Annotated in this window: 29 protein-coding genes and 1 pseudogene; 19 read left to right on the plus strand and 11 right to left on the minus strand. The window is 66.1% G+C overall.

Annotated elements, in window-relative coordinates; genetic code table 11:
* Positions 1-14: 14 nt before the first annotated feature.
* Both RSPPHO_RS13725 and RSPPHO_RS13730 read left to right on the plus strand, forming a co-directional pair.
* On the plus strand, positions 15-2,717 hold the full coding sequence (locus tag RSPPHO_RS13725; protein ID WP_014415809.1) for a bifunctional acetate--CoA ligase family protein/GNAT family N-acetyltransferase: 2,703 nt from the start codon (positions 15-17) through the stop codon (positions 2,715-2,717).
* A gap of 12 nt (positions 2,718-2,729) precedes the next feature.
* Entirely contained in the window at positions 2,730-2,966 is a 237-nt protein-coding gene (locus tag RSPPHO_RS13730) for an FmdB family zinc ribbon protein (protein WP_014415810.1), read from the plus strand.
* Between the two features lie 42 nt (positions 2,967-3,008).
* Here RSPPHO_RS13730 and RSPPHO_RS13735 read toward each other — a convergent pair whose 3' ends face one another.
* Genes RSPPHO_RS13735 through RSPPHO_RS13745 form a run of 3 tightly spaced genes read right to left on the minus strand, consistent with a single transcriptional unit; the run spans position 3,009 to position 6,143 of the window.
* Positions 3,009-3,512: a ferritin-like domain-containing protein gene (locus tag RSPPHO_RS13735; protein ID WP_014415812.1), complete on the minus strand. Its 504-nt coding sequence runs from the start codon at positions 3,510-3,512 to the stop codon at positions 3,009-3,011.
* Between the two features lie 41 nt (positions 3,513-3,553).
* Positions 3,554-4,384, minus strand: a complete 831-nt coding sequence (locus tag RSPPHO_RS13740) for a thiamine pyrophosphate-dependent enzyme (protein ID WP_014415813.1) — start codon at positions 4,382-4,384, stop codon at positions 3,554-3,556.
* 16 nt (positions 4,385-4,400) lie between these two features.
* Positions 4,401-6,143: a 2-oxoacid:acceptor oxidoreductase subunit alpha gene (locus tag RSPPHO_RS13745; protein ID WP_041795598.1), complete on the minus strand. Its 1,743-nt coding sequence runs from the start codon at positions 6,141-6,143 to the stop codon at positions 4,401-4,403.
* A gap of 415 nt (positions 6,144-6,558) precedes the next feature.
* Here RSPPHO_RS13745 and RSPPHO_RS13750 point away from each other — a divergent pair.
* A pseudogene (locus RSPPHO_RS13750) lies at positions 6,559-6,759 on the plus strand (YfhL family 4Fe-4S dicluster ferredoxin); the annotation flags it as partial.
* A gap of 54 nt (positions 6,760-6,813) precedes the next feature.
* On the opposite strand, the gene RSPPHO_RS13755 reads toward RSPPHO_RS13750, so the two are convergent.
* The gene (locus RSPPHO_RS13755; RefSeq protein WP_041795600.1) at positions 6,814-7,293 is read right to left on the minus strand and encodes a Dps family protein; all 480 of its coding nucleotides are present in this window, start codon (positions 7,291-7,293) and stop codon (positions 6,814-6,816) included.
* 201 nt (positions 7,294-7,494) lie between these two features.
* Between RSPPHO_RS13755 and RSPPHO_RS13760 the strand changes: the two genes are divergently transcribed.
* Positions 7,495-8,505: a LysR substrate-binding domain-containing protein gene (locus RSPPHO_RS13760; protein ID WP_081581791.1), complete on the plus strand. Its 1,011-nt coding sequence runs from the start codon at positions 7,495-7,497 to the stop codon at positions 8,503-8,505.
* A complete protein-coding gene (locus RSPPHO_RS13765; protein ID WP_014415818.1) occupies positions 8,502-9,107 on the plus strand; it encodes a glutathione S-transferase family protein in 606 nt (201 codons plus the stop codon). Before RSPPHO_RS13760 ends, RSPPHO_RS13765 begins: the two co-directional genes overlap by 4 nt.
* Positions 9,108-9,160: 53 nt before the next feature.
* On the opposite strand, the gene RSPPHO_RS13770 is transcribed toward RSPPHO_RS13765, so the two are convergent.
* The 3 genes from RSPPHO_RS13770 to RSPPHO_RS21260 all read right to left on the minus strand — a co-directional run bounded on the left by RSPPHO_RS13770 (position 9,161) and on the right by RSPPHO_RS21260 (position 11,678).
* Positions 9,161-10,603, minus strand: a complete 1,443-nt coding sequence (locus RSPPHO_RS13770; protein ID WP_041795602.1) for a hypothetical protein — start codon at positions 10,601-10,603, stop codon at positions 9,161-9,163.
* A gap of 105 nt (positions 10,604-10,708) precedes the next feature.
* Complete coding sequence (locus RSPPHO_RS13775) at positions 10,709-11,512, minus strand: bile acid:sodium symporter family protein (protein ID WP_014415820.1); 804 nt, start codon at positions 11,510-11,512, stop codon at positions 10,709-10,711.
* Positions 11,499-11,678 (minus strand): hypothetical protein, encoded by a 180-nt coding sequence (locus RSPPHO_RS21260; protein WP_242390501.1) that lies wholly within the window; start codon positions 11,676-11,678, stop codon positions 11,499-11,501. Before RSPPHO_RS21260 ends, RSPPHO_RS13775 begins: the two co-directional genes overlap by 14 nt.
* 182 nt (positions 11,679-11,860) lie before the next feature.
* On the opposite strand from RSPPHO_RS21260, the gene RSPPHO_RS13780 reads away from it, so the two are divergent.
* The 5 genes from RSPPHO_RS13780 to RSPPHO_RS18080 all read left to right on the plus strand — a co-directional run bounded on the left by RSPPHO_RS13780 (position 11,861) and on the right by RSPPHO_RS18080 (position 16,005).
* Complete coding sequence (locus tag RSPPHO_RS13780; RefSeq protein ID WP_014415822.1) at positions 11,861-12,646, plus strand: ATP-binding cassette domain-containing protein; 786 nt, start codon at positions 11,861-11,863, stop codon at positions 12,644-12,646.
* The gene (locus RSPPHO_RS13785) at positions 12,643-13,344 is read left to right on the plus strand and encodes a GTP-binding protein (protein ID WP_014415823.1); all 702 of its coding nucleotides are present in this window, start codon (positions 12,643-12,645) and stop codon (positions 13,342-13,344) included. Before RSPPHO_RS13780 ends, RSPPHO_RS13785 begins: the two co-directional genes overlap by 4 nt.
* 4 nt (positions 13,345-13,348) lie before the next feature.
* Positions 13,349-14,506, plus strand: coding sequence for a cysteine desulfurase family protein (locus tag RSPPHO_RS13790; RefSeq protein WP_041795603.1), 1,158 nt, complete (start codon positions 13,349-13,351; stop codon positions 14,504-14,506).
* 69 nt (positions 14,507-14,575) lie between these two features.
* Positions 14,576-15,289: a (Fe-S)-binding protein gene (locus RSPPHO_RS13795; protein WP_041795606.1), complete on the plus strand. Its 714-nt coding sequence runs from the start codon at positions 14,576-14,578 to the stop codon at positions 15,287-15,289.
* A 68-nt stretch (positions 15,290-15,357) separates the two neighbouring features.
* Entirely contained in the window at positions 15,358-16,005 is a 648-nt protein-coding gene (locus tag RSPPHO_RS18080; protein WP_051013893.1) for a YcjF family protein, read from the plus strand.
* Between the two features lie 40 nt (positions 16,006-16,045).
* Here RSPPHO_RS18080 and RSPPHO_RS13805 read toward each other — a convergent pair whose 3' ends face one another.
* The 3 genes from RSPPHO_RS13805 to RSPPHO_RS13815 are packed head-to-tail and all read right to left on the minus strand — an operon-like array spanning position 16,046 to position 17,197.
* Positions 16,046-16,651, minus strand: a complete 606-nt coding sequence (locus tag RSPPHO_RS13805) for an NUDIX hydrolase (RefSeq protein WP_014415827.1) — start codon at positions 16,649-16,651, stop codon at positions 16,046-16,048.
* A 34-nt stretch (positions 16,652-16,685) separates the two neighbouring features.
* Positions 16,686-16,964 (minus strand): hypothetical protein, encoded by a 279-nt coding sequence (locus tag RSPPHO_RS13810; protein WP_041795607.1) that lies wholly within the window; start codon positions 16,962-16,964, stop codon positions 16,686-16,688.
* Between the two features lie 56 nt (positions 16,965-17,020).
* Entirely contained in the window at positions 17,021-17,197 is a 177-nt protein-coding gene (locus RSPPHO_RS13815) for a hypothetical protein (RefSeq protein ID WP_157879250.1), read from the minus strand.
* 268 nt (positions 17,198-17,465) lie between these two features.
* Between RSPPHO_RS13815 and RSPPHO_RS13820 the strand changes: the two genes are divergently transcribed.
* From RSPPHO_RS13820 to RSPPHO_RS13840, 5 genes are all read left to right on the plus strand, one after another.
* The gene (locus tag RSPPHO_RS13820; RefSeq protein ID WP_014415828.1) at positions 17,466-19,040 is read left to right on the plus strand and encodes a hypothetical protein; all 1,575 of its coding nucleotides are present in this window, start codon (positions 17,466-17,468) and stop codon (positions 19,038-19,040) included.
* Positions 19,041-19,160: 120 nt separating this feature from the next.
* Positions 19,161-19,649, plus strand: coding sequence for a nucleoside deaminase (locus tag RSPPHO_RS13825; RefSeq protein WP_051013894.1), 489 nt, complete (start codon positions 19,161-19,163; stop codon positions 19,647-19,649).
* A 50-nt stretch (positions 19,650-19,699) separates the two neighbouring features.
* Positions 19,700-20,044, plus strand: coding sequence for a carboxymuconolactone decarboxylase family protein (locus tag RSPPHO_RS13830; protein WP_014415830.1), 345 nt, complete (start codon positions 19,700-19,702; stop codon positions 20,042-20,044).
* Positions 20,045-20,105: 61 nt separating this feature from the next.
* Positions 20,106-20,612 (plus strand): hypothetical protein, encoded by a 507-nt coding sequence (locus tag RSPPHO_RS13835; RefSeq protein ID WP_041795609.1) that lies wholly within the window; start codon positions 20,106-20,108, stop codon positions 20,610-20,612.
* 24 nt (positions 20,613-20,636) lie between these two features.
* On the plus strand, positions 20,637-21,293 hold the full coding sequence (locus RSPPHO_RS13840; RefSeq protein ID WP_041795612.1) for a class I SAM-dependent methyltransferase: 657 nt from the start codon (positions 20,637-20,639) through the stop codon (positions 21,291-21,293).
* Here the strand turns inward: RSPPHO_RS13840 and RSPPHO_RS13845 are convergent.
* A complete protein-coding gene (locus RSPPHO_RS13845) occupies positions 21,245-21,853 on the minus strand; it encodes a hypothetical protein (RefSeq protein ID WP_014415833.1) in 609 nt (202 codons plus the stop codon). The two genes, RSPPHO_RS13840 and RSPPHO_RS13845, sit on opposite strands and share 49 nt — an antisense overlap.
* A gap of 354 nt (positions 21,854-22,207) precedes the next feature.
* On the opposite strand from RSPPHO_RS13845, the gene RSPPHO_RS13850 reads away from it, so the two are divergent.
* From RSPPHO_RS13850 to RSPPHO_RS13865, 4 genes are all read left to right on the plus strand, one after another.
* Positions 22,208-23,137 carry an exopolyphosphatase gene (locus tag RSPPHO_RS13850; RefSeq protein WP_041795614.1) on the plus strand — a complete coding sequence of 310 codons (930 nt, stop codon included), beginning with the start codon at positions 22,208-22,210 and terminating at the stop codon, positions 23,135-23,137.
* Positions 23,130-24,317, plus strand: coding sequence for a cell division protein ZapE (zapE, locus tag RSPPHO_RS13855; RefSeq protein ID WP_041795616.1), 1,188 nt, complete (start codon positions 23,130-23,132; stop codon positions 24,315-24,317). Before RSPPHO_RS13850 ends, zapE begins: the two co-directional genes overlap by 8 nt.
* 153 nt (positions 24,318-24,470) lie before the next feature.
* Positions 24,471-25,055 carry a lipocalin family protein gene (locus RSPPHO_RS13860; RefSeq protein WP_014415836.1) on the plus strand — a complete coding sequence of 195 codons (585 nt, stop codon included), beginning with the start codon at positions 24,471-24,473 and terminating at the stop codon, positions 25,053-25,055.
* Positions 25,056-25,179: 124 nt separating this feature from the next.
* Complete coding sequence (locus RSPPHO_RS13865) at positions 25,180-26,031, plus strand: flagellin (protein ID WP_014415837.1); 852 nt, start codon at positions 25,180-25,182, stop codon at positions 26,029-26,031.
* Positions 26,032-26,040: the final 9 nt, after the last annotated feature.

Below are 26,040 nucleotides of genomic sequence, written 5' to 3' on the forward strand. Positions count from 1 at the left end.
CGGGAGACTTCGGTATGAGCGTGCGGCATCTGTCTTCACTGTTTGCCCCCTCGTCGGTGGCGGTCCTCGGGGCCTCCAACCAGGCCGACACGGTCGGTCATCTGGTGATGCGCAACCTGCTCTCGGGCGGGTTCGCCGGGCCCATCATGCCCGTCAATCCCCAGTATCAGGCCGTGGCCGGGGTGCTGGCTTATCCCGATGTCGCCTCCTTGCCGGTTACGCCCGATCTCGCCTTGCTCTGTTCGCCGCCTCAGCATCTGGCCGCTCAGATCAAGGCCCTGGGCCAGCGTGGCACCCGGGCGGCCATCGTCATGACCGATGTGCGCGGTCACATGCCGGCCCAGGGACCCCGGCCGCTGTCAGAAATCCTGTTGGCCTTGGCCCGCGAACATCGCATGCGCATGCTGGGACCGGGCAGCCTGGGCCTGCTGGCGCCGGGGATTGGCCTTAACGCCAGCGGCTTCGTGCGGCCGGCCGCCGAGGGCAAGGTGGCCTTTGTCAGCCAGTCGGGGGCGGTGTGCACGGCGGTGCTCGACTGGGCCCGCGGCCATGGCATCGGCTTTTCCCATTTTCTGTCGCTGGGTGAAAAGGTGGATGTCGATTTCGGCGACGCCATCGACTACCTGGGCACCCAACCCGATGTGCGGGCCGTCTTGCTGCACATCGAGTCCGTCACCGATGCGCGCAAGTTCATGTCGGCGGCCCGTTCGGCGGCGCGCAATAAGCCGGTGATCGTCATCAAGTCGGGACGCGGGGCCGAGGGCGCGCAGGCGGCAGCCTCCCATACCGGCAACCTCGCCGGCGCCGATGCGATCCACGACATCGCCTTCAAGCGTGCCGGCATGCTGCGCGTGTACAGCCTGGAAGAGCTGTTCAACGCCGTGGAAACCCTGGCCCACACCCGGCGTCCCACCCGGGGCCACCGCTTGGCCATTGTCACCAACGGCGGCGGTCTTGGCGTGATGGCCGTTGACGAGTTGATCGAGCGCGGCGGCACCCTAGCCCCCCTCAGCCCGGCAACCACCAAGGCCCTGGCCCAGGTCCTGCCCCCCGGGGTAATGCCGGCCAACCCGCTTGACCTGGGCGGCGCGGCCGGCGGCGAGCTTTATGGCAAGGCGCTCGACATTCTGCTGGGGGCCGGCGAGATCGACGCCGTTTTGGTGATGTATGCGCCCTTCGCCCAGTCGCCCTCGACCGAGATCGCCCAGACCGTGATCGACACCGCCAACCGACATCGCACCGCCAGCGTGTTCACCTGCTGGGTCGGCCAAGCGCAGGTGGTGGCGGCCCGCTCGCTGTTCACCGAGGCGCAAATCCCCACCTACCTCACCCCCGACGAGGCCATCCAGGGCTTCATGCACCTCGTGACCTACCGGCGCAACCAGCATATGCTGATGGAAACGCCGCCCAGCCTGCCCTCCGAGTTTACCGCCAACGTCGAATCGGCCCGCCAGATCATCGACCTTGCCATTGCCCGCGGCCATCTGGTGATGAGCGAGCCCGAGGCCAAGGCGGTGTTCGCCTCGTATGGCATCCCCACCGTCGAGACCCACATCGCCCGCACCCCCGACGAAGCCGCCGCCGTGGCCCGACGCATGAACGGGTCGGTGGCTCTCAAGATCCTGTCGCGCGCCATCACCCACAAATCAGACGTGGGCGGCGTGGTGCTCGACCTGGAGACCCCCGACGACGTGCGCCGTGCCGCCGAGGATATGGCCCAGCGTGTGGCCCAAACCTTCCCCGATGCCCCCTTGGAGGGCTTTACCGTTCAGCGCATGGCCCGGCGTCCGGGGGCCCATGAACTGATCGTTGGCGCCACCTTGGATCCGATTTTCGGCCCTGTGGTTCTGTTTGGTCAGGGCGGCACGGCGGTGGAGATCATTCGCGACCAAGCCGTGGCCCTGCCGCCCCTCAACATGGCCCTGGCCCGCGACATGCTGGAGCGCACCCGCGTCTTTCGCCTGCTCGAAGGCTACCGCGACAAGCCGGCGGCCGATCTGGAATCCATCTGCCTGACCTTGATCCAGATCGCCCAGATGATGATCGACATCCCCGAGATCGTCGAACTCGAGATCAATCCCCTGTTTGCCGACGCGCGGGGGGTGCTGGCGGTCGATGCTCGGGTGCGTTTGGAGCCGGGCAAGACCAAGGGGCCGCACCGTCTTGCCATTCGGCCTTATCCCGCCCAGTTGGAAGAGACGTTCGTCATGCGCGACGGGCGGGCGGCCTTGCTGCGGCCCATTCGCCCCGAGGACGAACCCAAGCACTATGAGTTCGTCTCGCGCCTCAGCCCCGAGGATGTGCGCTTCCGCTTCTTTGGGCTGGTCAAGGAACTGCCCCACGACCAGATGGCCCGCCTCACCCAGATCGACTATGCCCGCGAGATGGCCTTCATCGCCCAGATCGAGGAGGACGACGAGCCCCGAACCCTGGGCGTGGTGCGCGCCGTGACCGATCCCGACAACGAAACCACCGAGTTCTCCGTGGTCGTCCGCTCGGATCTCAAGGGCTCCGGTCTGGGCAAGGCCTTGATGCTCAAGATTATTCGGTACTGTTATGAACGGCGCACCCGCTACATGGTCGGGCAGGTGTTGCGCGACAACCGCCGCATGCTGCGGTTTTGCGAAGACCTCGGGTTCGAGCGGATCGGCTTGGTCGATGAGGATGTGGTGGAGCTGCGCCTCGATTTGCGCCGCGTCGCTGCCTTGGGTGATTAACGGAGGGCTGGGATGCCGACTTATACCTATCACTGTGTGCGCTGCGATGAGGAGTTTAGCGCTTTCGTCAGCGGCTCCAGTGCCGCGCCGGCGTGTCCCGGCTGTGGCGCGACCGAGTTGGAGCGCCTGCCGGCCGCCCCGGCCATTGGCGGTGCGGTGCGTAAAGGTTTGGAGAAGGCCCGGACCCAGGCGGCCAAAGAGGGGCACTTCAGCAATTACAGCGCGTCGGAGATGAAGGGGAAGCTTTAGGAAGGCTGGGGAGGCTTGCCTCCCCAAGACCCCTCGTTCCTTTTAGTCAACCGCCTGGGGGGGCTCCAGGTCGTCGCCAAACACGGCCGGGGGGCGTTGATAGCGGGCTTGGGTGTGTTCCAGCAAGGCGACGTGTTCGGCTTCCTCGTCGGCGAAGTCAGTCGCTAGGGTTCGCACGGTCTCGTTGCCCGAGGTTTGGGCCACCCAGCGGTAAAAAGCTTCGCCGCGTCGTTCGCTGTCCAGGGCGAGGGTCAGGGCCTCGGGGGCGCTTAGGCGGTAGTGGGTATCCTCGGTGGCCACCGTCTCGGGCGCCTCGGGGTCGGGCCAGCGGAACTCCCAGGGCTTGAGGGCGGGCACGTCCACCCCCTGGGCCCGACGCCGGACCTCGCGCAGATGCAGCCGCGAGAAGTGGGCCATCTTACGAAACAGTTCGGTGACTTCGCAGTTGTGGTGCACCTCAAGGGAGTCGGCCAGGGCATCGAAGCGGTGGCCGGACTCCTCTTCTAGGGCAATCGCGTGGGCCAAAAACTCTCCCAGCGTTTCCATGCGGGCTCTCCTTGACGCCAGAGCCCGCCGATCCCTGGGGATTACACCACGAAGCGGGCCTCAAGAGCGGCCAGGGCCATCGGCTCGGCCGTTTCCGGCATATAGGCAGGGGTGAGGCCCTTGAACAAGATGCCGGTGGAAAAACCATCGTCGTCGAGCAAGGTCTTGAAGGCCTCGGTGCGGTTGCTCACCGGTTCCCATTCCTGGTGCACCCGGTCCTTGTAGCCGCGCTGCTCCGGGCGGTAGGTGATGCACGGCGACAGTACGTGGATGAAGGAAAAGCCATCGTGGGTGATGGCCTCGCAGATCTGGCGGGTCAGTTCGGCCGGCTGGCCGGAAAACGCCCGGGAAATGAACGAGGCACCGGCCGACAGGGCAATCTCAAGGGGCTGGAAGGGGACAAGGCCGGGGCCGTTGGGGGTCAGCTTGGAGCCGGACCAGTCGGCCTCGGTGGTCGGGGACGCCTGGCCCTTGGTCATGCCGTAGACGCTGTTGTCCATGACGATGTAGGTCATGTTCACATTGCGGCGGCAGGCATGCAAAAAGTGGTTGCCGCCAATCGAAAAGCCATCGCCATCGCCGCCGGCCACCAAGACCGTCAGGTCAGGCCGGGCCAACTTGAGCCCGGTGGCCACCGGTAAGGCACGGCCGTGTACGCCGTGGAAGCCGTACACCGTGGAATAGGCCGGTAGGCGCGACGAGCAGCCGATCCCCGAGACCAGGGCCACCTCCTCGCGCGGCAGGGCCAACGCGGCGAGGGCGCGGGCAATGGCGGTGATCACCGCGAAGTGGCCGCAGCCCGGACACCACACCGGCTTGACGTCGGAACGGTAGTCCTGCGCTTCGAGACGGGTTTCGGCCTCGGGACTCATCTTGCTCTCCCTTCTCTCACGCGGCGTTCGCCGCGCCCTTCTCCCAAGCGGCGATGGCCGCGACGATTTCGTGGGGCCGCAGGGGCACCGGGCCGGGCCGGGCCAGGGACCGGGCGTCGGCGGGCAGGGCGCCGTGGGCGCGCAGGTGGCCGAAGAACTGGCCGCTGTGGCTTTGTTCGACCACCAGCACCCGCTTGCCGGCCACGAGGGCGCTGAGGGCCTCGGTCTGCAAGGGGGCGAGCAAGCGCAGGCTGATCAGGCGGGTCGGGGTGCCGGCGGCGGTCAGGCGCTGGGCGGCGTCGCGCGCGGCCCCGGTCAGTGACCCCCAGGTGACGATGACGGTGTCCCCCTCGCCTTCGACCTCGGCCCAGGCGGAGCCGTAGTCATGAGTGGCGAGTTTGCGCTGGCGTTTGTCGAGCTGCTCTTGGTGGTGGGCCGCCTGGGTCGAAGGCGTGCCGCGCGGGCTGTGCTCCAGGCCATCGGCGGTATAGGCGCAGCCCGGCGTCCCCGGAATGGCCATGGGCGAGACGCCCGACGGCGTGAGGGCGTAGCGCTGATAGGCCAGCGCGTCGGGGGCGGCCGGGGCGGTAAGGCGTTGGGAGGTCAAGCCGGGATCGGTGGGGGCATCAATCACCGCCCGGGCCTGCCCCATGGCCTGATCGGTCAGCATGATGACCGGCACTTGCAACGCCTCGGCCAGTCCTACCGACCACTGGGCGGTGAACAGGCAGTCGGCGATCGAGGTAGCCGCCGTCACCACATGCGGGGCATCGCCGTGCAGGCCATAGAGAGCGATGTTGAGGTCGCTTTGTTCGGACTTGGTGGGAATGCCGGTCGAAGGGCCGCCGCGCATGACATTACAGACCACAATGGGCACCTCGGCGGCCACGCCAAGCCCTAGGGATTCGGTCATCAAGGCCAGTCCGGGGCCCGAGGTGGCGGTCATGGCGGGCACGCCGCCGAACGACGCGCCCAAGATCATGTTGATGGAGGCCAACTCGTCCTCGGCCTGCACCAAGGCGCCGCCGACCCGGGGCAGGTTGACGGCCAGCCATTCCAGAATTTCGGTGGCCGGGGTGATGGGGTAGGCGGCGACAAAGCGCACGCCGCCGCGCAGGCAGCCCAAGCCGGTGGCGTCGTTGCCGCTGATCGACCATTTGACGCGCCCAGCCGGGACATCGGCAAGGTCCAGGCGCGGCGCGCCCGTCACCGAGGCGGCGGCCTTGACGCCGACGGCCACGGCCGCGCGGGCGCTGGCCATCACCGCCTCGCCCTTGCGCGTGAGCAGGCCGGCCAGCACGCCTTCGATCCCGGCTGCCGACAGACCCAACAAGGTGCCCGCCAAGCCCAGGGCCACCATGTTGACCCGCCCTTGCGGCACGCTTTCGGCCAAGTCCTTGAGGGGAACCGACACCACGCGCGGATTGGCGCGGGCGATGACGGCGGGGACGGGACCCTGGGCGGGGTCGGCGATGATCAGGCTGTGCTCCCCAAGCGGGATCTCGGCCGAGAAACGCTCGATATTGCCCCAGTCCACGGCCACCAGCAGATCGCACACGTCATCGGGCCCTTCGATCGGGCGGTTGCCCAGGCGCAACAGGGCTGCCGATTCGCCGCCCCGGATCTGGGGCCCCAGCGAGCGGGTCATCAGGCCATAAAGACCGGCGCGGGCCGCCGCGTCCAGGAGAAGGCGCCCCGAGGTCATGACCCCGGCTCCCCCGGATCCCGTGAGCGCGATGGAAACGGACGACGCGGCCATGGCGAAGGTCCTTCTGGCAAGGCGCCGGCGCACCCCGACGCGAAAAACGACAATCCCGCCCGACGGCCAGCCAGCGCGGGTGTTTTCTTGGAACTAAAAATAAAGAAGGGACTCTCCAGGCAGCGCCGGGGACCCTGTCACCCCGCCCATCTCGTTGAAACACCGAGGATCGGCGGCGTTGTGGTTGAGAAAGGTATATCCCCGGGCGCGACCTCTCGCAACCATCTTGCAAGAGACCTGGGAAAAATCCCTTTATTTTTCATGGATTTCGCGATGCAGCAAAATTGACGGGAAAACACGTTTCCCGGGCCCCGGATTGCTTTAAGTCAATTCCGGCGGCGAAAATACCTGCTAGACGCCCGCACAGCGGTGGGGTCCGCCCGCGAGCCGCACCCAAACCCACGACAAGGATGGGAGAAAAATCATGACCCTGAAGATCACCGACGAGTGCATCAACTGCGGCGCCTGCGAGCCGGAGTGCCCGAACGAGGCCATTACCCAGGGTGACCCGACGTTCAAGATCAACGCCACCAAGTGCACCGAGTGCGCTGGCCAGCACGACGCCCCCCAGTGCGTCCCTGTCTGCCCGGTGGAATGTATCATCAAGGCCGCCTGAGGCCTTTAAAGACCGAGGGGTCTGGGGAGGCTGCGCCTCCCCAGCCTTCTTTTTTTAAGACGCCATCGAGCGCAGCATCCACGCCGTCTTTTCGTGGGTCAGCATGCGCTGGGTCAGCAGATCCGCCGTGGGCTGGTCGTTGGCCTTTTCCGCCAGCGGAAAGACCGAGCGTGCGGTGCGGGCCACCGCCTCCTGGTCGCGCGCCAGTTCGCGAATCATTTCCTCGGCCGCCGGAACCCCCGCCGCTTCCTTGATCACGGTCAGCGACGCATACTGCGCGTAGCTGCCCGGCGCATATTCTCCCAGGGCACGAATGCGCTCGGCAATGGTATCGACCGCCAGGGCCAACTCGTTGTACTGCGTCTCGAACATCAGGTGCAGCGTGTTGAACATCGGGCCGGTGACGTTCCAGTGGAAATTATGCGTCTTCAGGTACAAGGTGTACGTGTCAGCCAGCAGGCGGGACAAGCCCTCGGCAATCGCCTTGCGCTCGTCCTCGGGGATGCCGATGTTGATTCCGAGATCGCTGCTCATCGATTTTTCTCCTCCAGAAGGTCCCGGGGATCCGCCCCCAAGGCCCCGGCACCCCCCCATTTCCTTGGGTCGTTTCCGGGGACAGACCCAATTTAGGGCCGTCCCCGACCCATATCCAGCCGGCTTTTATGGTTTTAATATTCGTTTTTTCCGATGGAACGGACCGCCGCAGGTCCGGCGAGACGGAGGCCAGGCGCGCTCATGAAACCCCTGCCCACCCTGCGACAGCTTCGCTACCTCGTTGCGGTCAGCGAAACCCGCCATTTCGGACGTGCCGCCGACGCCTGTGCGGTCACCCAATCCACCCTGTCCGCCGGGGTCCAGGAGTTGGAGACCTTGCTCGGGGTGCGGCTGATCGAACGGCGCAGCCGCCGCCAAGTCGTCTTCACCCCCTTGGGCGAGGAGTTGGTGACGCGGGCACGCGGGCTGCTGGCCGACGCCGAAGCCCTGGTGGACGCGGCCCAGGCCGGCACGCGTCCCCTGACCGGCGACTTGCATCTCGGGGTGATCCCGACCATTGGCCCCTACCTGCTGCCGCGCCTCGTGCCTTCGCTGCGCACGGCCTATCCGGGGCTTAAACTGTATTTGCGTGAGGAAACCTCGGCCAGCTTGCTTGCTCGCTTGCATGCCGGGCGCCTTGATGTCGCCCTGATGGCCTTGCCCTATGCCATTGGCGACCTGCCGCGCCAAGAGTTGATCAGCGAACCCGTGGTGCTGGCCTTGCCCGAGGGCCATCCCCTGGCCGGGCTGCCCGAGATCCCCCTGGAGGCCCTGGCCGAGGAGACCCTCTTGATGCTCGAAGACGGCCATTGCCTGCGCGAGCATGCCATGGAAGCCTGCCGCCTGACCCGCTCGCGCCAGAACGAAGCCTTCCAGGCCACGGGGCTCGCCACCTTGGCGCGCATGGTGGCGGGCGGGGTGGGCTTGACCCTGATCCCGGCCCTGGCCGTGCCCGAGGAGGCGCGGGGCGGCTCGGGCATCACGGTGCGGCCGGTGGCCGGGGCCAGCAGTGCGCGCACCTTGGCGCTCCTGTGGCGCCCCGGGTCGCCGCGGGCACGGGATTACAGCTTACTGGCGGCGGCCATCGAGCGCACCGCTCGCGCCGTTCTTGACGAGGCCGCCCGGCGGATTGACCAGTTGTGTGCCCAGGCCGGTCCCGGTGAGGCGGGGCTGGCGTTTGCGGGCTCTTTCTCTGGAAGGGACTTTCCATGATCGACCTGTACACGTCTCCCACCCCCAACGGCCGCAAGGTGTCGATTTTGCTGGAGGAACTGGGCCTGCCCTATACGGTCCATGCCGTGGATCTGGCCAAAGGCGAGCAACGCGCCGAGGCGTTCTTGGCCCTTAACACCAACGGCAAGATCCCGGTGATTGTCGATGGCCCGGTGGTGCTGGCGGAATCGGGCGCCATCTTGGTCTATCTGGCCGAAAAGACCGGCTCGCCCCTGCTGCCTACCGATCCCGTGGGCCGGGCGGCGGTGTGGCAAAGCCTGATGTTCCAGATGAGCGGCCTTGGCCCGACCTGGGGCCAAGTCTATTACTTCTCGATGCGCGCCCCCGAGCCCAACCCGGCCGCCCTGGAGCGCTTCTTGACCGAGGCCAACCGCCAGACCGATGTGCTGGAGGCGCACCTGAGCCGCACGCCCTGGGTGGCCGGGGAGCACTACACCATCGCCGACATCGCGTTTTATCCGTGGATCGTTCTGGCCGACCGCCTGGGCATTCCCCTGGAAACGCGCCCTGCCTTGCGGCGCTGGCGCGACACCCTGACCGCCCGCCCGGCCGTGACCGCCGGCATGGCCGTCCCCGCCTAACTCCCGAGGGGTCGTGGGGACGGCCCCGCCTCCCCAGCCTTTCCTTATCGTTGTTACCCCCGCGCCAAAACCGCCACATAAACGCTCAACGCTAAAGTGGCGAGCAGCGTAAAACTCAAATTATCGCGCAAACCAAAGCGCAGCGGGCTGGTCGGGCGGGCCCGGGAGGTGGCGACCCGGGTCGAGGTGAGAACCGCCGCCGTAAATGGTGATGAGGCCGCAACCAAAGCCCAGGAGCCACTGAAGGCCGCCACCATGGCCGTCGCCGGCACTCCCAGCACGGCCGGGGCCGGCAAGGTGGCGGCGAGTAAGGATACCGAGAGCACCGGGCTCATCCCCACCTGTCCCCCCAGCACACACAGCCAGGGGACCACCGCCAGCACCACCCAGGCCGGCCAGCCCAGGGCCGCCAGTAAGGACGGCACGGCGTCGGGCGGCAAGACGGCCGCAATCACCATGCCGATGAAGGCCGAGGCGGCCACCACCATCAATTCGGTATGATAGGTGGGGAAGGTCTCGAGCACGTGACGCCCCAAACGCTCGCCGGTGGCGGCCAGGGCCCCGGGCCACGATCGGCAGACCCGGCTTTGGGCCAGCATCCACAATGCGGCGGCGACCGGCGAGACGATCATCACCGCCACCACCAACCGCAGATCCAAGGCCTCCTCGAGAAAAACCCCAGCCCCGAAAATGGCGGCGACCAGCCCCAGCACGGGCAGGAGCAAGGCCCACGAGCCGCCTTCATCGGGGTCGGGGGCGAGGCCGGTGGTGCGGCGCACGGGAGAAAAGCGGTCGAGCAGCCAGCCCAGGCCGACAAAGAGGCCAGCGGTTCCCGCCAGCCAGGGCGCCGACTCCCGCCACTGGGCGCCGTGGACGGTGGAGAAGATCACGGCCATGCTTACCGTGAGCGGCGACCACGTGAGGGTGGCGATAAAACCCCGGTGCACGGCCTGCGCCATGCGATGGCGGCGGATGGCATCGCGGCGGATGCGGGCGGGATCCTCGTCGGGCCGGTCGGCGGCTCGGGTGCCCTCCACGGTCAAGGTCCCCAACAAGGGGATGGCGCCGAAGTTTAAGATGAGGCCAAACAGGTGGCCCCCCAAGGTTAGGGCGCCGTAGCGCTGCCCCGGCGGCCGGCGCGCCAAAAACCGCCCGCACCGCCGCACGCCCTCGGAGGCGGCCGCGGCGTCGCGCAAAAAGCCAAAGCAGGCAAACAAGGCCGCAATGGCTCCGGCCCGGCCCAAGGCGTCGCGCAGGGCCTCGGGACCCAGCCAGCCCTGCACCAAGGCCGGCCCCGCCAAGGCGACGGCCACCAAGATCAAGCCCTGGGCCGAGAGGCTCATGCGCCGGAACAAGACGGCGCCATAGAGCAGCAGCAAGGCCCCCGAGGCCCATTGCAGCGTGACCGGGGCCCCCATTTCCATGGCTAGGGACAGCCCCACCACCCCCGCCAGAGCCACGCCGGCAAGAGCCTCGATGCGACCGAAAGACGCCATCAACCACCGACCTTTTGCAGAAGGACAAAACGGAAGAAACGAGGGGTCCGGGGAGGCCGTGCCTCCCTGGCCTTGCTTTTTGCGCCCCCCTGTCCGCAGCTCTCTCTAGTCTCGCGGATCCCGGCTCCAACGCTGGGCCAGTATGGCACAGACCATCAACTGGATCTGGTGAAACAGCATCAAGGGCAAGACAATCAGCGGCACGGCCTGGCCGGCGAACAGGACCCCCGCCATGGGGAGGCCGGTGGCCATGCTCTTTTTGGACCCACAAAAGAACAGCGTCAGACGATCGGCCCGATCAAAGCCGGCCCAACGGCCGAGCCCCAGGCTGACGGCCATCACGATGCCCAGCAGCGCCAAGTCCAGGCCCGCCATGATCCCAAAATCCCCCCACGACATCCGCGCCCAAACCCCTTGGGTCATGCCCTCGCTAAAGGCGGCATAAACCACCAACAAAATCGCACCACGATCAACCAAGGTGGTCAGGCGACGGTGACGCCCAACCCAGCCGGCCAGCCAAGGGCGAGCGAGTTGCCCTAAGCCGAAGGGCAGCAGGACTTGAAGGGCAATGGCTTCAAGCGCCCCCAGCGAGATCCCGCCGCCGGCACCGCCCAGCAGTACGCCCGTCAACACCGGGGTCGCGACCACGCCCAGAAGGTTCGACACCGTGGCGGCGGTGAGGGCGGCCGGGACATTGCCGCCGGCCATGCTGGTGAAGGCGATGGACGATTGGACCGTCGAGGGGAGCACACACAGGTAGAGAAATCCGATCACCAGGGGTGGCGCGAGACCAAAACCCAGGGCGGCGATCCCCAGGCCGAGCAGGGGAAACACGCCATACGTGCATAGTATGACCAAAAGCTGAAGCCGCCAGTGGGCCATGCCGCGCCCCACCTCACGCGGTGCCAAGCGCGCGCCATATAAAAAAAAACAGCAAAAAAATCGCCCCCCCCACCGCCGCCGTCATCCCTTGCGCCCACGCCCCTGAGGCGGGCAGCACGCTGGCCACGCCAACGGTGAGCAGCAGAGAGATCACATACGGATCAAGGGGAAGAACGCGCGCCAACCAGGCCATGTCAAAGCTCCCATGCGGACCATGCCGGGGGTGTCTACGCCCCGCCCCGGCGGGGGGCAAGGCTTTGCGCCCGAGGAGACGGCCCAATCTGTCTACAAATTCCGTTTGACAGGTAAAGTCTATTTGATATGTAGACTGTTAACGCGGGATCCCCAGGCCCCCTGTCCCCGGAGGAAGACCCCATGGTTTCACAAATCTCCATTCTGGCCGGCCACGGCCGGGACGGCCAGCCCGACGCGCGGCCCCGGCTTGATCTGGCCATGGGCGAGATCATCAGCGTGGTCGGGCGCACTGGCTCGGGTAAAACCACCTTGATCAACGACATCGAGCTTTTTGCCGATGGCGATACCCCCACCGGGCGGCGTCTCTTGTTCGACGGTCGGCCCGTGAGTGTGGAGGACCGGGACGACCCGGCCCGCAACCCCATTGCCCTCATCACGCAGCACACGACGTTTCTGTCCGACCTGCCGGTGGATGAGTTCCTAACGACCCACGCCCGAATCCGGGCCCGCTCCTTGGCGGCGGCGGCCGATGTGGTGGCCGAAACGCTGGAGTTTGCCAACCAACTGACCGGGGAGCCCATCCTCCCTTCGGTGCGCATGACCGAGCTGTCGGGCGGGCAAACCCGGGCGCTGCTGATTGCCGACGCCACGGTCATTTGTGACACGCCCATCGTGCTGCTCGATGAAGTGGAAAACGCCGGCATCAACCGCACCCGGGCTCTTGAGCTGCTGCGCCGTCGCCGGCGGATTTTCATTTTTGTGACCCACGACCCCCGGGTGGCGTTGCTTTCGGATCGGCGCTTGATCATGCGCGAGGGGCGGATTGCCGAGGTGCTCGAGACCGACGCCGAGGAACGCCGCCTGGCTCCCGCCGTCAGCCGGCTGGACGACATGCTCTCGCACCTGCGCGAGCGCCTGCGCGACGGACAGCGCGTGACCCTGGCCGATCTGGAGGCTTTCTCATGAGACTGGGGATTGTGGCCGGCCCGGCGACCACGGGCAAAACCTCGGTGATCCGTCACATCTTGGCTCGGTTGGCCCGGGCGGGTCACAAGGCCGCCTTCTTGAAAATCGACGTGCAGTATGCCGAGGAGGACGAGCAACTCGCCGCCGAGTTCGGGATTCCGACCCGCAAGATATACTCGGGTGAGTTGTGTCCCGACCACTGTAACGTCATGGTGCTGGGCGATGCCCTGGCGTGGGCCGGCAAGGCCGGTGCCGACCTCTTGCTGGTCGAAACGGCCGGGCTGTGCCTGCGCTGTTCGCCTTATGTCGATGGAGGCTTGGGGGTGGTCGTCTTGGAGGCGACGTCGGGCATGAATCTGCCGCTTAAGGTCGGCCCCATGCTGTCGCTGGCCGACGTGGCCGTGGTGACCAAAATCGACCGAGTGTCCCAGGCGGAGCGCGAGGTGTTTCGCGCGCGAATCCAAGACGCCGCGCCCAACGTTGCGGTGCGCGAGGTCAACGCCCTGCACGGCATCGGCATCGATCCCCTGGTCCGCCGGCTGCTCGCGTGGCCCGAGGTGTCCGACAAAATGCTGCTGCGCGGCAACCCGCCGGTCGGGACGTGTACCATCTGTGTGGGCAAAAAGGAGATCGGGTGGCAAGCCCACTTCGGGGTCGTGCGGTCCTTGGAAAACCAGACGTTCTATCGCGGGGAGTAGCCCCATGATCTACCTCGACAACGCCGCCACCACCCCCGTTGATCCCCGCGTTGCCGAGGTCATGGCGGCCACGCAGCGGACGTATCCGGGCAACCCCTCCAGCCTGCACGCCGCCGGTCGGGCCGCCCGGGCCGCCTTGGAGGACGCCCGGGCCCAGGTCGCGGCCTTGCTGGGCACCGAGCCCGAGACCGTGGTCTTCACCAGCGGCGGCACCGAGGCCAACACCTTGGCCCTTCTGGGCGTTTTCGAGGCCCTGCCCCCGGGGTCCCATCATCTGGTGACCAGCGAGATCGAGCATCCCTCGGTCCTGGCGCCGGCGGCGCGGCTGGAACGCCAGGGGGTGCGGGTCACCCGCCTGCGCCCCGGCCCCGAGGGGTGGATCGATCCCGATACCCTGGCCCGCGCCCTTCGGCCCGATACCCGGCTGGTCTCCCTCATGGCCGCCAACAACGTGACCGGCGTGGTGCAGCCCCTCGACGCCTTGGCCAAGATCACCCAGGCGCGCGGCATCTTGTTGCATACCGATGCCGTTCAGGCCGTGGGCAAGATTCCCTTGGACCTTCAGCGCCTGCCGATCGATCTGCTGTCCTTGTCGGGGCACAAGCTGCACGGCCCCAAAGGGGTGGGGGCTCTCATCGTGCGCTCGGGGGTTCGGCTGGCCCCCCAGATGCTGGGCGGGGGGCAGGAACGGGGGCTGCGCTCGGGCACCGAGAACACCCCGGCCCTGGTCGGGCTCGGGCTTGCCGCCGCCTTGGCCCACCGCGAGGGCCCCGACGATGCCGTGCGCTTGGTTGCCTTGCGCGAGCACCTGCTGGAGGGGCTCGAAACCCGCGTGCCCCAGGTCTACGTCATCGGCGACCGCTGGCGCCGTCTGCCCGGGCATCTGTGCTTGGGATTTGCGGGGCAGGAGGGGGAAGCCATCAAGGTGTTGCTGGCCCTTGATGAGGCTGGCATCGCCGCATCGTCGGGCAGCGCGTGCAGCGCCCAGCGTGCCGCCGAGCCCTCGGCCATCCTGAGCGCCATGGGGTTTGACCCCCTCAAAGCCCGCGGTGCCTTGCGCCTGACACTGGGACGCTTCACCAGCGCCGCCGAGATCGAGCGGGTCCTGAGCGTCCTTCCGAGCGTGGTGCAGACCTTGCGGCCCCTGACATCCGGGGTTTGACACAAGACCGTGGGCCGGGCTTTCGGGCCTTGTTTGCGAAACAGGCTTCTTCACAGGAGAGGAAAACCCATGAGCGATACCCTGGCGCCGCCGACGCTGCCTGGCCTGGATTGTGGGGTTTGTGGCTATCGAACGTGTCATGACCTGTCGCAGGCTTTGGACACCCGTCCCGATCTGCTCAAGCGGTGCCTTCCTCTTTCAAGCGCGCGCCTGGACCGGGAAGCGTTGGTGGCGTGCGGCGGATGCAAGAGCCCGAGCGCCCCTGTTGCCGTGGGCCCCCTCCCGCCCGAGCCCGCTTGCGGGGAGACGGATCCGCTGTGGCGCGATTCCTTGGGCCGGCCTTTCGACTTCTTCTTGGAGCACCTGCCCGAGGATCCTGGACCGCGCGAGGTCATCTTGCCCCATAACCCCCTGTTGACCCGGGAACTGGAGATCCAGGTCGGCGATCTGTTGATCGGCCGCCCCTTGGGCATGTCCTGCGGCTGCCCCATCACCCATTGCGGCGTGGTGCGGGAGGTGGATCGCCGCACCGGTGTGATCGTCTGGTGTGTGACCGGCCCTCTGGGAGCGCGCGAAAAGGGCTTTAAGGATCTGGGCTACTACATCGCCGAGGCTTACGAAGGCCTGATCCCCGAGGCCCGGGTCCCGCTCGCCATTGGCATGAGGTACTTTTTTCAGCCCCGGCTGTGCATGCTGCAATGGCGCCACAGTGGTCTGATCAACTATCTCAACAAAACCCCGGAAGGGGTGCGCGTCCGCTTGGAAGGGTTGTGGATCGGCTGACGCCTCCTATCTTTTGTCCGGGGTTGCTCTTATCTTGAGAGCCTGTCTTGTTTGGCGGGAGAAAAAGCATGAACGAGACTCAAGAGGGAGGGGTCACCCCCGGCGGCACTTCCGGTGCTGCGCCGACGCCTCCTCCCGAGCCCGACGCCCCCGAGCCTGATGCCCCCGAGCCCGACACCGTTGTTTCGGGGGTGCCGGCGCCGCTGACCCCCAGCCCCCACGTGGTGGACCGGGTCATCAAAAACCATGTGATGGCCGCCGTCGCCGCCGGGGTTGTGCCTGTGCCGGGCGTCGATCTCGCCGCCGCGGTGGGCATCCAGATCGCCCTCATCCGCCGTCTGTCCGCCCTCCATGGCCGTCCCTTCTCCCAAAACGCCGGCAAGGCCGTGGTCACCGCCCTGACCGGTGGGGCGGCTGGGGTGGGGTCCGGGCGGTTGGCCGCCAGCGCCCTTAAACTGATTCCCGGTGTCGGGTGGGGGGTCGGTTTTGTGACCGTGCCGGTCATGAACGGCGCGGCCACCTATGCCGTGGGCAAGGTCGTCGATCGGCATTACCGCGAGGGCGGCGCCTTGCTTGACTTGAGCGCCGACGCGGTGCGCGACACCTATGCCGAGGCGGTGCGCGCGGGGAAGGATCTGTCCCGGCGTGCGCTCGACACGTTGCGGCGCAAGAAAAAGGGGCCGACGGCCGAAGACGAGGCCGGGTCGGCGGCCTGAAAAAAGGCTGGGGAGGCGCGGCCTCCCCAGGCCCCTCGGGTCATGGGGATCCGTTGGGGCGTCCGGCCGGGGCAAAGTTGGAGAGCCCGATCCGTTGGGCGTGGTCGCGCAACGCCCAGGAGACCGTGGGATAGGCCAGATCATCCCACGGGATGTCGGACCACGCCACCAGGGCCGTCTCCAGGCTTTCCTGGCCCGGGGCATGGTGGGGGTCCATCATCTCGGCGCGATAGATCAGGTGGACCTGGCTGATATGTGTGAGGTTGTATAAGGCCAAGAGATCGACAATGCGCACCCGCGCCCCGGTTTCCTCGCGCACTTCGCGGGCGGCGCCTTCCTCTGTCGTTTCGCGCAGTTCCATGAAGCCGGCTGGCACCGTCCAGTAGCCTCGGCGGGGCTCAATGGCCCGTCGCGCCAAAAGCACCCGGTCTTCCCAGGTGCAGACGGCGCCGACGATGATGCGGGGATTGTCGTAAACGATAAACCCACAGGTTCCGCACACAAGACGCTCCCGGTCGTCGCCAGCGGGGATCTTACGCTCGAAAACCGGGCGAACCCGTGCCGTGCCCTGTTCGGTTGAAAAGTAGCCCTCGTTCGAGACTTCGGTGGTGCAGGGCGCCTCGGGGAACGGGGACTCCTCCATCATGCGCTCCCCTCCCTCAGGGCTCAGGCGTTTGGGGTCAGATCAGAAAGTTATAATAGGTCCCGCGCGGCGCATCGAGATCGTAGCGCCGCCCATCGACCACGACAAAACGGCCGGACCCCAGGGCATCGCGCGACGGTCTCGGCCGGGGAGCTGCCTCTTCGGTAGCGCCAAGGGACGGTGCACGGACCTCGCGCGCCGATGCCACGCCGGCCGAAGAACGAACCGGCCGCAGCCGGGCCCCCGGCAAGACAACGGGCCCCTGATAGCCTCCTTCGATCCGCCCCCGACCGAGGCCCGTCCCCTCATTGGCCATGATCTCGCGGCGCGCTCCTCAAACGAAAGACCAAGCGGGGCTGGGGGCACACGCCCTCACGCCTCAATGTCGAGAGTGACCCCACGATCGGCCACTTTGGGGACCATGGGCTCAACGTCGGGCCCTTTGGCCTCTTGCGAGGGGGGGGGCGGTGGTGTGTTCTGGAAAGGTTGAAGGCCCGTCACGCCGAGCTGGAGGCTCGCTGCGTAGCCGGCAACGGTCGCGGAATCCATACGCCAATCCTCCCGAGTCATTGCCCCCTCATTCTTCAGGATACGCTGTGTTCCTCCTTTGAACAACATCCTTTCGCGTTTTGGAGGCGAAACAGCCAAGCGGGAGACCAAAGTCGCGGATCGAGGAAGAGTAGCCGGAGTCTGCGGCGGCTGTTATAAGTTATAAATCCCCGGGATCGCGGCAAACCCCGTTTCCCCAGGATTGGGTGTGTCGCTTTGCCAGGACAAAGCGGCATGGAGAGTTCCCCGCCGCTGACGGACACATCAGGTGAAGCGCGACGTCATTAATGAAAAAGTGCTGAAGCTCCTCGGCCGGTTCGGGTCCGTGGACCTTCGGGCCCTGGTCACCGAGGTCTCCCAGGTAGACGCCACCGCCATCATGCAGTCTGGAGTGCTGGTGGATGACCGGGGCAAGGTGCAGCTTGGCCAGATCGGCGTGATGGAATCGCTCCTGGTCATGGCGTTGGGCGGCAAACCCACCATTACCATGCCGCGCAACATCGAACCCGTGCGCGATGCCCTGATCTTGTTCCTCAAGCTCAACAACACCGACCGCTTCGGCTTCCGCGCCGACGACCGGCCCGAGACCTGGGCCTTTCGCATCCTTGACCAGTTGTTCACCGAGTTCGCGCAACGTAACGACTTGACTCTCAAAGACCGCTTGGTCCTCCTGCACGCTACTGACAATGCCTTGTGGCATGCGGCGTTTTCTTACGCTCTTCAATTGTACATTCAGGTGATGGAGCGCGGCGAGGGCTTTATCCAGTCCACCGACAAGCCGGCCATGGCGGCCACAGCCAACGCGTTTCGTACCGCTGTGGAAGTGCGCCGCGCCAAGATTCCCAAGCTCAAGTATGGCAATCCCCTCGCCGGTTTCAAGGAAATCACCGAATACGCCATCGGCCAGTATTTCGACGGCATGGACATCAACGATGCCATGAGCCAGAGCCTCGTGCAGGCTCAGTTGGGCACCGGCGGCGAGGGCGGGCAGGAGCGCTTCAAGGCCTTTTTGGAATCCAACCGCATCACCATGGACATGTTTCCGACCACAGCGGCCCAGCTTTATCAGCAGGTCGGCGCCTCGATCCAGTTCAAACATACGGAAGAGGAGGTGTCGAACGTCCTTTACGAGTTTGCCAAGCAGACCAGCCAGCAAAAGCAAATGGAGTCCATGTTCGGCAACTTCGCCGAGGCGGCGTTTCCGGTGGCGGCGAAGTGCAGCCAGCTCATGTCTTTTGCCGGCCTGCAAATTACCGATGCCGCCAACATGCTGGTGCGCTGGATGCGTGAATCAGGCGCCCTGGACGACGTGCGCCAAGCCGACCGCCGCGCCCGCATTGAATCCGTGCTTGATGCCGTGACCAAAGAGGAATTGACCAACATTCTGGCCTTTCGCAGTGGTCGCACCACCTCGGGCGACATCAGCCAGCAGGTCTTGAGTCAATACGTTCAAGGTCATTGCAAGTTGTTGCCGCTCAACGCCATCAGTCAAAAAATGTATCGCGTGCAACACGCCCTCACCACCCAGATGGAGGCCTCGGAAGCCTTTGTGGCGCGGCCCGGGGCGACTTTGCTCAAAGACATGACCTTTGGCGTTGACGAGTTCTTCCGCACCCTGCGCTCGGTGTTTCGCGATATCTTTGAAGCGGCCGATTCCAGCCGCCTGACCCAAACCCGATCCTTGGACGAGTTCAAGCGCAAATATGGTCCGCTCTCGACCATCTCGGTCATGGTGCCGCGTGCGCCGACCATGGGCACCGGCGCTTGGATCGAGTATGCCCGCAAGGAGCTAGGCGAGGTCTCCAGCTACGTTTTCGAGAAGCGCCTGCACAAGCAGAGCTGACCACCCACGGTCGATAACACCCCGGGAACCGAGGGGGTCTGGGCCGCACGAGGGAGAACAGGGCTGGGCGTTGAGACAGCAGGAGCCGGGGCAGGGCAGGGGACCCGGGGCTTGGCGCCCATGGCCCTGGCCCTGGCCGAAGCGCGCGCAGCGGCGGCGCGGGGCGAGGTGCCGGTTGGCGCCGTGCTCCTGGATGCCCGGGGCCGGGTTCTGGCGGCGGCCGGCAACCGAGTCGAGACGGACCACGACCCCAGTGCTCACGCCGAGATTTTGGCCCTGCGCGCCGCCTGCGCCCGGGTCGGCGCGCCGCGTCTGCCGGGGTGTGTGCTGTGGGTGACCTTGGAGCCTTGCGCCATGTGTGCCCAAGCCCTGGCCAATGCCCGGGTGGCCCGGGTCATTTTCGGGGCGTATGACCCCAAGGGGGGCGCTGTGGAGCATGGGCCCCGCCTGTTTGGGCAGCCGACCTGTCACCATCGGCCCGAGGTCATTGGCGGGATCGAGGAGCGGGCGGCGGCGGCTTTGCTGCGGGCTTTTTTTTCGCGATCGGCGCTGAAGGGGCTGGGGCGCGCCCCTTGCCTTCCCTTTACGAACAGCGTTGACGGCATATAAGAAACATCTCATACAAGCAGCCTTCGCACCCCCGACCAAGCGAGGTCAGCATGTACAAGGACTGGTCCCAGATTGCCACCGACCTGGGGGCCCTGATGGGCGAGGCCCGCAAGGCTATTCCCGAGACCTGGGGCGGTTTTTCCCAGATGGCCAAGGGATCGATGACTCCCGGCGCGCTGGATCCCAAAACCAAAGAGTTGATCGCGGTGGGTATCAGCATCGCCAATCGCTGCGACGGCTGTCTGGCGTTTCACGTGCGCGCGGCGGTCAAGCACGGCGCCACGCGCGAGGAGCTTCTGGAAACGGTGGCCGTGGGGTTATACATGGGGGGAGGCCCCTCGGCGGTGTATGGCTCCATGGCGTTGGAAGCCTACGATCAGTTCGTCGCGGCCTGATTTTGGGGCCCGGGAGAGGAGGACTCCCCCGGGCCGCCCGTTCGCCGACGGAGGCTTGATCATGACCAGCCCGCGCGCTGTTGTACTGCTATCGTGCCTCCTGGCCTTTGCCGCCCCGGATCTGGCCCTGGCGGAAGGGGGGGGAGGCGGTGCTAAGGCGACGGGCAGCGGTGATCGTCGGGAAAAGATGGCCAAACGGCCGCGCGACGAGGCCGATCTGACCGGCGGCGAGATGATCCAACTAGAGCCTATGTGGGTGCCCGTGATGAACCGGGGGCGGGGCCCGGTGTTCTACGGGATCACGGTCCAATTGACCCCCCAACCCGACAAGATCCCCGATGCCTGTTACAAAACCCCCTGGGTGACCGAGGCCCTGGTTCTTTATTTTCACGATCATCCCTTGCCCGGCATGACCCAGGCGACCCTCGAAAGCGCGCCGTTGGCCAGGGCGTTGAAGGGGGTTGTGGAGGCGGTGGCTCCGGGGCTGTTCAAAGCGGTTCACCTGATCGAAGGGTCAAGCGACAAGATCAACGAGAATGATGCCGACTTGTCTCTGTCTTGTGGCTAGAGAGACAAGAGAGTGCCCCCGGTCATGGATGCCGACGATACCCGCGTTGCCGCTCTTTATACCGGCTTTCTCAAGCGCCACGGTCCGACCTATCGTGCCTTGCACTGGTCGAGTCCCGAGAGCCAGCAGGAGCGCTTTGCCCGGCTGGCGGCGGTTGGCCTGAAGCCGGGGCAGTCGGTTTTGGACGTGGGCTGCGGTCTGGGGGACTTCCTGGGGTGGCTGGAGGCCCAGGGTGTGCTGGTGGACTACACCGGGCTCGACATGACCCCGGCCATGATCGAGCACTGCCGGGCCACCCATCCCCGCGGGCGCTTTGTGGTGGGCAATGTGGCGGCGGGGCCGATGCCGACGCTGGCCCGCTTCGACTGGGTGGTGGCCAGTGGCATCTTTGCCTTTCGGCAGAGCGAGCCAGAGGTTTATATGCGCTCGGTGATTGAACGCTTGTGGCGCTTGGCCCGGTGCGGGGTGGCGTTCAATGCCCTATCAACGCGCGCCCCCCACCCCGAGCGCTGGAGCCTGTTCCACGCCGATCCCGAGGCCACCTTGGCCTTTTGTCAGGCGTTGGGCGGGACGTGCCGCCTGACCCACACCGCCGATCACAGCGATTTTACGGTTCACCTGTGGCGCGACGCTCACTCGGCTTCAGAGGCGAAACTGCTGGCTGCGGTTCCCAGCGAGTAGACTGCCCCGCCGAGGCTGCCCACCGCCACGGGATAGATGGCATAGCGCTCAAGGCGCGAGCGGGGGTCCCGGCCGGCGAAGGCGGCCCGCTGGGCGGAGAGGTCTTTTTCCTCGAAAAAGGCCACCATGACCTCGGCCCAGGGGACAAGGCCGTCCAGACCGGCCGGAGGATGGGCGCCGGCTCCGACAAAGGCGAGGCGGGCTTGACGCGGGTGTAAGGCATCGTAATCCTCGACCCGCTCCTCCAGGAACAGGGCGAGGCGCTCGCTTTCGGCATCGCCCTGAGCGGCGCTGACCCGGGCCAAGGCCTGCCACGCCGGGCGCGACACCGGCCACCAGCGCGCCGCCTGTCGATAGGCTTCAAACGCGCTCTCCAGATCACCACTGGCCTCGGCGGCCTCGCCGGTAGCGAGGGCGGCCTGGGACTGGGCCGCATCAAAGGTTCCGCTGACCGGCCCCTCGGGCGCCACGGGCTCGAACGCGGCGCAGCCCGCCACCGCCAGGGCCAGGATCAAGACCAGTCCGCCGCATCGGCGAGACCACCTAAAACACGGCGTCATTGAGGTATTGTCTCCTTCGCGTCAGGGGGCGTCTGCCCCGCGTTAGGGTAAAGGGTGGTCCGGCCTGGGGGAACCGCTTTTTTGCGGGGAGTAAGGCTGGGGAGGCGCGGCCTCCCCAGACCCCTCCATTCCTGGGGCATCGCTACACCGTGAACGAGGGGTCTGGGGAGGCCGCGCCTCCCCAGCCTTCTCCGCCCCCCCCAACCCTCCCTGGTGCTCCCTGCTCCCAAAAAATCATTGCACCATGGTATCAGATCGGGGGGGCCTTGCTTCACACGGCGGCTCACGCTAAACCGAAGGCACCCTCTTAAAAGAGGGAGGGGGGTAGGATCAGGTTCATGGGGAGGCCCGCTCATGGCGGATGGCAAGTTCCGGCTGGTAACCCGGAGTGATTTCGATGGGCTGGTCTGCGCCGCCCTGCTCAAGGAACTGAGTCTGATCGACGAGATCACCTTTGTCCATCCGAAGGACATGCAAGATGGGGTGATCGAGATCACGGGGCGGGATATTACCACCAACCTGCCCTATGTGGACGGCGTCCATCTGGCGTTCGACCATCATCTGTCCGAAACCATCCGGGTGGGCAAGCGCGACAATCATATCATCGACCCGCTGGCGCCCTCGGCGGCCCGGGTGGTCTATGATTATTATGGCGGCCGCGACCGCTTCGAGCGCATCACCGACGACATGATGGAAGCGGTGGATAAGGGGGATAGCGCCCAGTACAACATGGAAGAGGTGCTGCATCCCAAGGGGTGGGAACTGCTCAACTTCCTGATGGACGCCCGTACCGGTCTTGGGCGCTTTCGCGAGTTCCGGGTGTCCAACTATCAGCTCATGATGCAGTTGATCGATTACTGCCTGGAACATAGCATCGAGCAAATCCTGGCCCTCCCCGACGTGCGCGAGCGCGTGGATTTGTATTTCGAGCACGAGCCCAAGTTCAAGGAACAGATCAAGCGCTGCACCACGGTGCACGACAATCTCGCGGTGCTGGACCTGCGTCACGAGGAAACCATCTGGGCCGGCAACCGCTTCATGATTTATGCCCTGTTCCCCGAGACCAACATCTCGATCCATGCCCTGTGGGGCCGGGGCCAGCAGAACACGGTGTTTGCCATCGGCAAGTCGATTTTTAACCGCTCGTCCAACACCAACGTGGGCGAGCTGTGCTTGAAGTATGGCGGCGGTGGCCACCACGCGGCCGGAACCTGCCAGATTGAGAACGACCGGGCCGACGCCGTGCTGGCCGACTTGGTTGCGCGCATCACCGAGGATGGTTGAACGCGGCACCGGCCCGCTGGCCCGCTATCGCCAGCGTCTCGCCGAGGGGGGACTCCTGCACGACCCGGCCCAGGAAGCGGCCATGGGGCGGCTGGAGGCTTTGTATCACGCCGTCTTGCCCTTGCCGGCGCCCCAGCCCCGGCCGGCTCCGCCGCGCGGGGCGGGCTGGCTGGCTCGGTTCGGCCTGGGCATCGGGGCGGCGGCGGTCGAGGCCGTGCCCCGGGGCTTATACCTGTTTGGCGATGTCGGACGGGGCAAGTCCATGATGATGGACCTGTTTCAGGCCTCCCTGCCCCTGGGCATGGGCCGACGCTTGCATTTTCACGAGTTCATGCGCGAGGCCCACGCCCATTTGCACCGCTGGCGCACCCAGCCGCCGCAGCGGGCCAAGGGCGACAGCGGCGATCCGATCCCGCGCTTGGCCGAGGCTCTGACCGAAGGGCGGCGCGTCTTATGTCTCGACGAGATGGACATTCAAGACATCGGCGATGCCATGATCGTGGGGCGCCTGTTCGAGGCGATCACGGCGCGCGGTGTGGTGGTGGTGACCACCTCTAATCGTCATCCCGATGACTTGTACCGCCACGGCTTGCAGCGCGAGAAGTTCTTGCCGTTCATCGCTCTGATCAAGGAGCGGCTAGACGTCATGGAACTGGCCAGCGCCCGCGATTATCGTTTGGATCGCATGAAGGGGATGACGGTCTATATGACGCCGCCCGGCCCGGCCGCCGATGCCTGGCTGGCCCGCTGCCTTGCCCGTCTGGCTGGCGATGCCCCGGTCGCGCCGCGCACGCTGGAGGTCGATGGCCGTCAAGTCAAGGTCCGGGCCGCCACCGACGCCGTGGCGCGCTTCACCTTTGCCGACCTGTGCGCCCAGCCCTTGGGCAGCCACGACTATCTGGCGATCGCCGAAACCTTCGACGTGGTGGTGGTTTCGGATATTCCCTCTCTGGGGCCGCATAACCGCGACGAGGCTCGGCGTTTCGTGGTGCTGATCGACGCCCTTTATGACCACCGCACGGCCCTGATCTGTTCGGCCGCCGCGCCGCCCCAGGCCTTGTACCCCGACGGCGAGGGCGCGTTCGAGTTCCAGCGCACGGTGTCGCGCCTCATGGAGATGCAGTCCGAGACCTACCTGGCCCAGACCCACCAGACCCGACAGGGGGAAGCCGCGCCATAGAAACGAGGGGGCTGGGGCGGCCGTGCTTCCCCCGCCTTCCTTTGAGGCGGGAATCTGGAGCCACCAGCCCTTCGGGGCGGTTTTCCCCTTGCGGTCGCCGTCGCCTGAGCGCACTTCAATCCTTCAGTCTATCCACGGACCAAGAGGCTCCCCATGCTGCGAGAGTGCTGCCGTCGCTTGCGCGAAAAATCTTGCTGTCCCTCTCTTCTGGCCATCGGCACGGTGCTGTGTGGCTGTACCGGGGCGCCTGAAGGAATCACCCCCGTGCGGTTCGAGGCCTCGCGCTACCTCGGCACGTGGTACGAAGTTATGCGTCTTGATCACCGGTTTGAACGGGGTCTGACCAACGTCAACGCCACCTATGGCGCCATGGACAATGGTCGGATCAGTGTGGTCAACAAGGGATATGATGCCGCCGCCGGTCGCTGGCGGCGGATTGAGGGGAGCGCCCGCTTCCTGGAGGATTCCAATACCGCTAGCTTGGCCGTGACCTTCTTCTGGCCCCTGAGCGGCGGCTATCATGTGTTTGATCTCGACCCCGACTATACGCACGCCTTGGTGAGCGGTCCCACCCGCGACTATCTGTGGATCCTTGCCCGCCAGCCCACTTTGTCCGATGATATTCTCTCGCCCTTGATCGCCAAAGCCCAGTCCCTGGGGTTTGCGACGCAGGAGTTGATACGGGTTCATCATGACGTTCCGCCAACAGAGGGGCCGACGCCGCCTAGCGGTCAGTGATCTTCGCCGGGGAGGGTCCGTTGGGGCCAAGGAGGGCAAGGACACAGCGGGGGCGGGACGGGGGGCGCCGTTTTGGTGGTGCACCGGACGTCTCTTTGTGATCCTAGAAAGGGATTGAGCGACTATGGCTAACAGCAGTGTTTTTCCGGCGTCCCCTCCCCGCAGTCCCTTGCCCTCCCCTTTGCCCGCGCCGGACCTGCTCGCCGCCCTTCAGCATCGCCTCGCGACCGGCTCCGCCGTGGACAGCGCGGTGGACGACGCCATGTCGTTCTACAAGGCCCGCAGCTTGATGGGCTTTGCGGGCGAACTCTCGGTGATCAAGGGCAATATCCTGGAGGGGCTCCAGGTCCTGCGCACCACCACCGACGCCCTGGAAGCCCTGGCCGAAACGCTCAAGCAGATGAAAGCCCTGGTTCTCGCGGCCCGCTCCCTTCCCGCAGCCGACAAGGTTGGGCGCGAGCGCTTGGCCCATCAGTTCAACGCCGCACTCCAGCAGATTGATCCCCTGACGGAGGACGCGAGCTACAATGGCATCAACCTGATCAAGGCCCGGGCCGACACCCTGACCATCCATTTTGCCGCCCACCCCGGAAACGCAACGCGCAAGCTGGCGATCCCCGGCGAACCGCGCCACGTGGCCCGCCCCGACATCCCCGGCGGGCTCGCTTTGTCCGTGGCCGAGGACTGGGCCCGGGCGGACCGCCTGGAAGCCGCCGTGCGGGCCGTGGAGGCGGCTCTTTGCGCGGTCCAGGACAGTCTTCAGGTCTTCGTGGGCCACGCCAGCCTTTTGGAGATCCGTCGAGACTTTACCGAAACCCTGATCAGCACCCTGGAAACCTGTGCGGCCGACTTGGTCCATGCCGATGTCACCAAGGAGTCCGCCTACTCCCTGGCCTTGCTGATTCAGCGACAACTGGGCGCCTTGGACAGTCCCATCGTCCAGAGTTCCGGGCCGGCCATCTTGCGGCTTTTGTAACCCGGGTCG

The sequence above is a fragment of the Pararhodospirillum photometricum DSM 122 genome (genome assembly GCF_000284415.1).
Taxonomy (GTDB): Bacteria; Pseudomonadota; Alphaproteobacteria; order Rhodospirillales; family Rhodospirillaceae; genus Pararhodospirillum; species Pararhodospirillum photometricum.

What these genes read in the sequence shown, in the direction of transcription:
- RSPPHO_RS13725 (WP_014415809.1), top strand. Translation starts at nt 15, where the DNA reads ATGAGCGTGCGGCATCTGTCTTCACTGTTTGCCCCCTCGTCGGTGGCG.
- RSPPHO_RS13730 (WP_014415810.1), top strand. Translation starts at nt 2,730, where the DNA reads ATGCCGACTTATACCTATCACTGTGTGCGCTGCGATGAGGAGTTTAGC.
- RSPPHO_RS13735 (WP_014415812.1), bottom strand. Translation starts at nt 3,512, where the DNA reads ATGGAAACGCTGGGAGAGTTTTTGGCCCACGCGATTGCCCTAGAAGAG.
- RSPPHO_RS13740 (WP_014415813.1), bottom strand. Translation starts at nt 4,384, where the DNA reads ATGAGTCCCGAGGCCGAAACCCGTCTCGAAGCGCAGGACTACCGTTCC.
- RSPPHO_RS13745 (WP_041795598.1), bottom strand. Translation starts at nt 6,143, where the DNA reads ATGGCCGCGTCGTCCGTTTCCATCGCGCTCACGGGATCCGGGGGAGCC.
- RSPPHO_RS13755 (WP_041795600.1), bottom strand. Translation starts at nt 7,293, where the DNA reads ATGAGCAGCGATCTCGGAATCAACATCGGCATCCCCGAGGACGAGCGC.
- RSPPHO_RS13760 (WP_081581791.1), top strand. Translation starts at nt 7,495, where the DNA reads ATGAAACCCCTGCCCACCCTGCGACAGCTTCGCTACCTCGTTGCGGTC.
- RSPPHO_RS13765 (WP_014415818.1), top strand. Translation starts at nt 8,502, where the DNA reads ATGATCGACCTGTACACGTCTCCCACCCCCAACGGCCGCAAGGTGTCG.
- RSPPHO_RS13770 (WP_041795602.1), bottom strand. Translation starts at nt 10,603, where the DNA reads ATGGCGTCTTTCGGTCGCATCGAGGCTCTTGCCGGCGTGGCTCTGGCG.
- RSPPHO_RS21260 (WP_242390501.1), bottom strand. Translation starts at nt 11,678, where the DNA reads ATGGCCTGGTTGGCGCGCGTTCTTCCCCTTGATCCGTATGTGATCTCT.
- RSPPHO_RS13780 (WP_014415822.1), top strand. Translation starts at nt 11,861, where the DNA reads ATGGTTTCACAAATCTCCATTCTGGCCGGCCACGGCCGGGACGGCCAG.
- RSPPHO_RS13785 (WP_014415823.1), top strand. Translation starts at nt 12,643, where the DNA reads ATGAGACTGGGGATTGTGGCCGGCCCGGCGACCACGGGCAAAACCTCG.
- RSPPHO_RS13790 (WP_041795603.1), top strand. Translation starts at nt 13,349, where the DNA reads ATGATCTACCTCGACAACGCCGCCACCACCCCCGTTGATCCCCGCGTT.
- RSPPHO_RS13795 (WP_041795606.1), top strand. Translation starts at nt 14,576, where the DNA reads ATGAGCGATACCCTGGCGCCGCCGACGCTGCCTGGCCTGGATTGTGGG.
- RSPPHO_RS18080 (WP_051013893.1), top strand. Translation starts at nt 15,358, where the DNA reads ATGAACGAGACTCAAGAGGGAGGGGTCACCCCCGGCGGCACTTCCGGT.
- RSPPHO_RS13805 (WP_014415827.1), bottom strand. Translation starts at nt 16,651, where the DNA reads ATGATGGAGGAGTCCCCGTTCCCCGAGGCGCCCTGCACCACCGAAGTC.
- RSPPHO_RS13810 (WP_041795607.1), bottom strand. Translation starts at nt 16,964, where the DNA reads ATGGCCAATGAGGGGACGGGCCTCGGTCGGGGGCGGATCGAAGGAGGC.
- RSPPHO_RS13815 (WP_157879250.1), bottom strand. Translation starts at nt 17,197, where the DNA reads ATGGATTCCGCGACCGTTGCCGGCTACGCAGCGAGCCTCCAGCTCGGC.
- RSPPHO_RS13825 (WP_051013894.1), top strand. Translation starts at nt 19,161, where the DNA reads ATGGCCCTGGCCCTGGCCGAAGCGCGCGCAGCGGCGGCGCGGGGCGAG.
- RSPPHO_RS13830 (WP_014415830.1), top strand. Translation starts at nt 19,700, where the DNA reads ATGTACAAGGACTGGTCCCAGATTGCCACCGACCTGGGGGCCCTGATG.
- RSPPHO_RS13835 (WP_041795609.1), top strand. Translation starts at nt 20,106, where the DNA reads ATGACCAGCCCGCGCGCTGTTGTACTGCTATCGTGCCTCCTGGCCTTT.
- RSPPHO_RS13840 (WP_041795612.1), top strand. Translation starts at nt 20,637, where the DNA reads ATGGATGCCGACGATACCCGCGTTGCCGCTCTTTATACCGGCTTTCTC.
- RSPPHO_RS13845 (WP_014415833.1), bottom strand. Translation starts at nt 21,853, where the DNA reads ATGACGCCGTGTTTTAGGTGGTCTCGCCGATGCGGCGGACTGGTCTTG.
- RSPPHO_RS13850 (WP_041795614.1), top strand. Translation starts at nt 22,208, where the DNA reads ATGGCGGATGGCAAGTTCCGGCTGGTAACCCGGAGTGATTTCGATGGG.
- zapE (WP_041795616.1), top strand. Translation starts at nt 23,130, where the DNA reads ATGGTTGAACGCGGCACCGGCCCGCTGGCCCGCTATCGCCAGCGTCTC.
- RSPPHO_RS13860 (WP_014415836.1), top strand. Translation starts at nt 24,471, where the DNA reads ATGCTGCGAGAGTGCTGCCGTCGCTTGCGCGAAAAATCTTGCTGTCCC.
- RSPPHO_RS13865 (WP_014415837.1), top strand. Translation starts at nt 25,180, where the DNA reads ATGGCTAACAGCAGTGTTTTTCCGGCGTCCCCTCCCCGCAGTCCCTTG.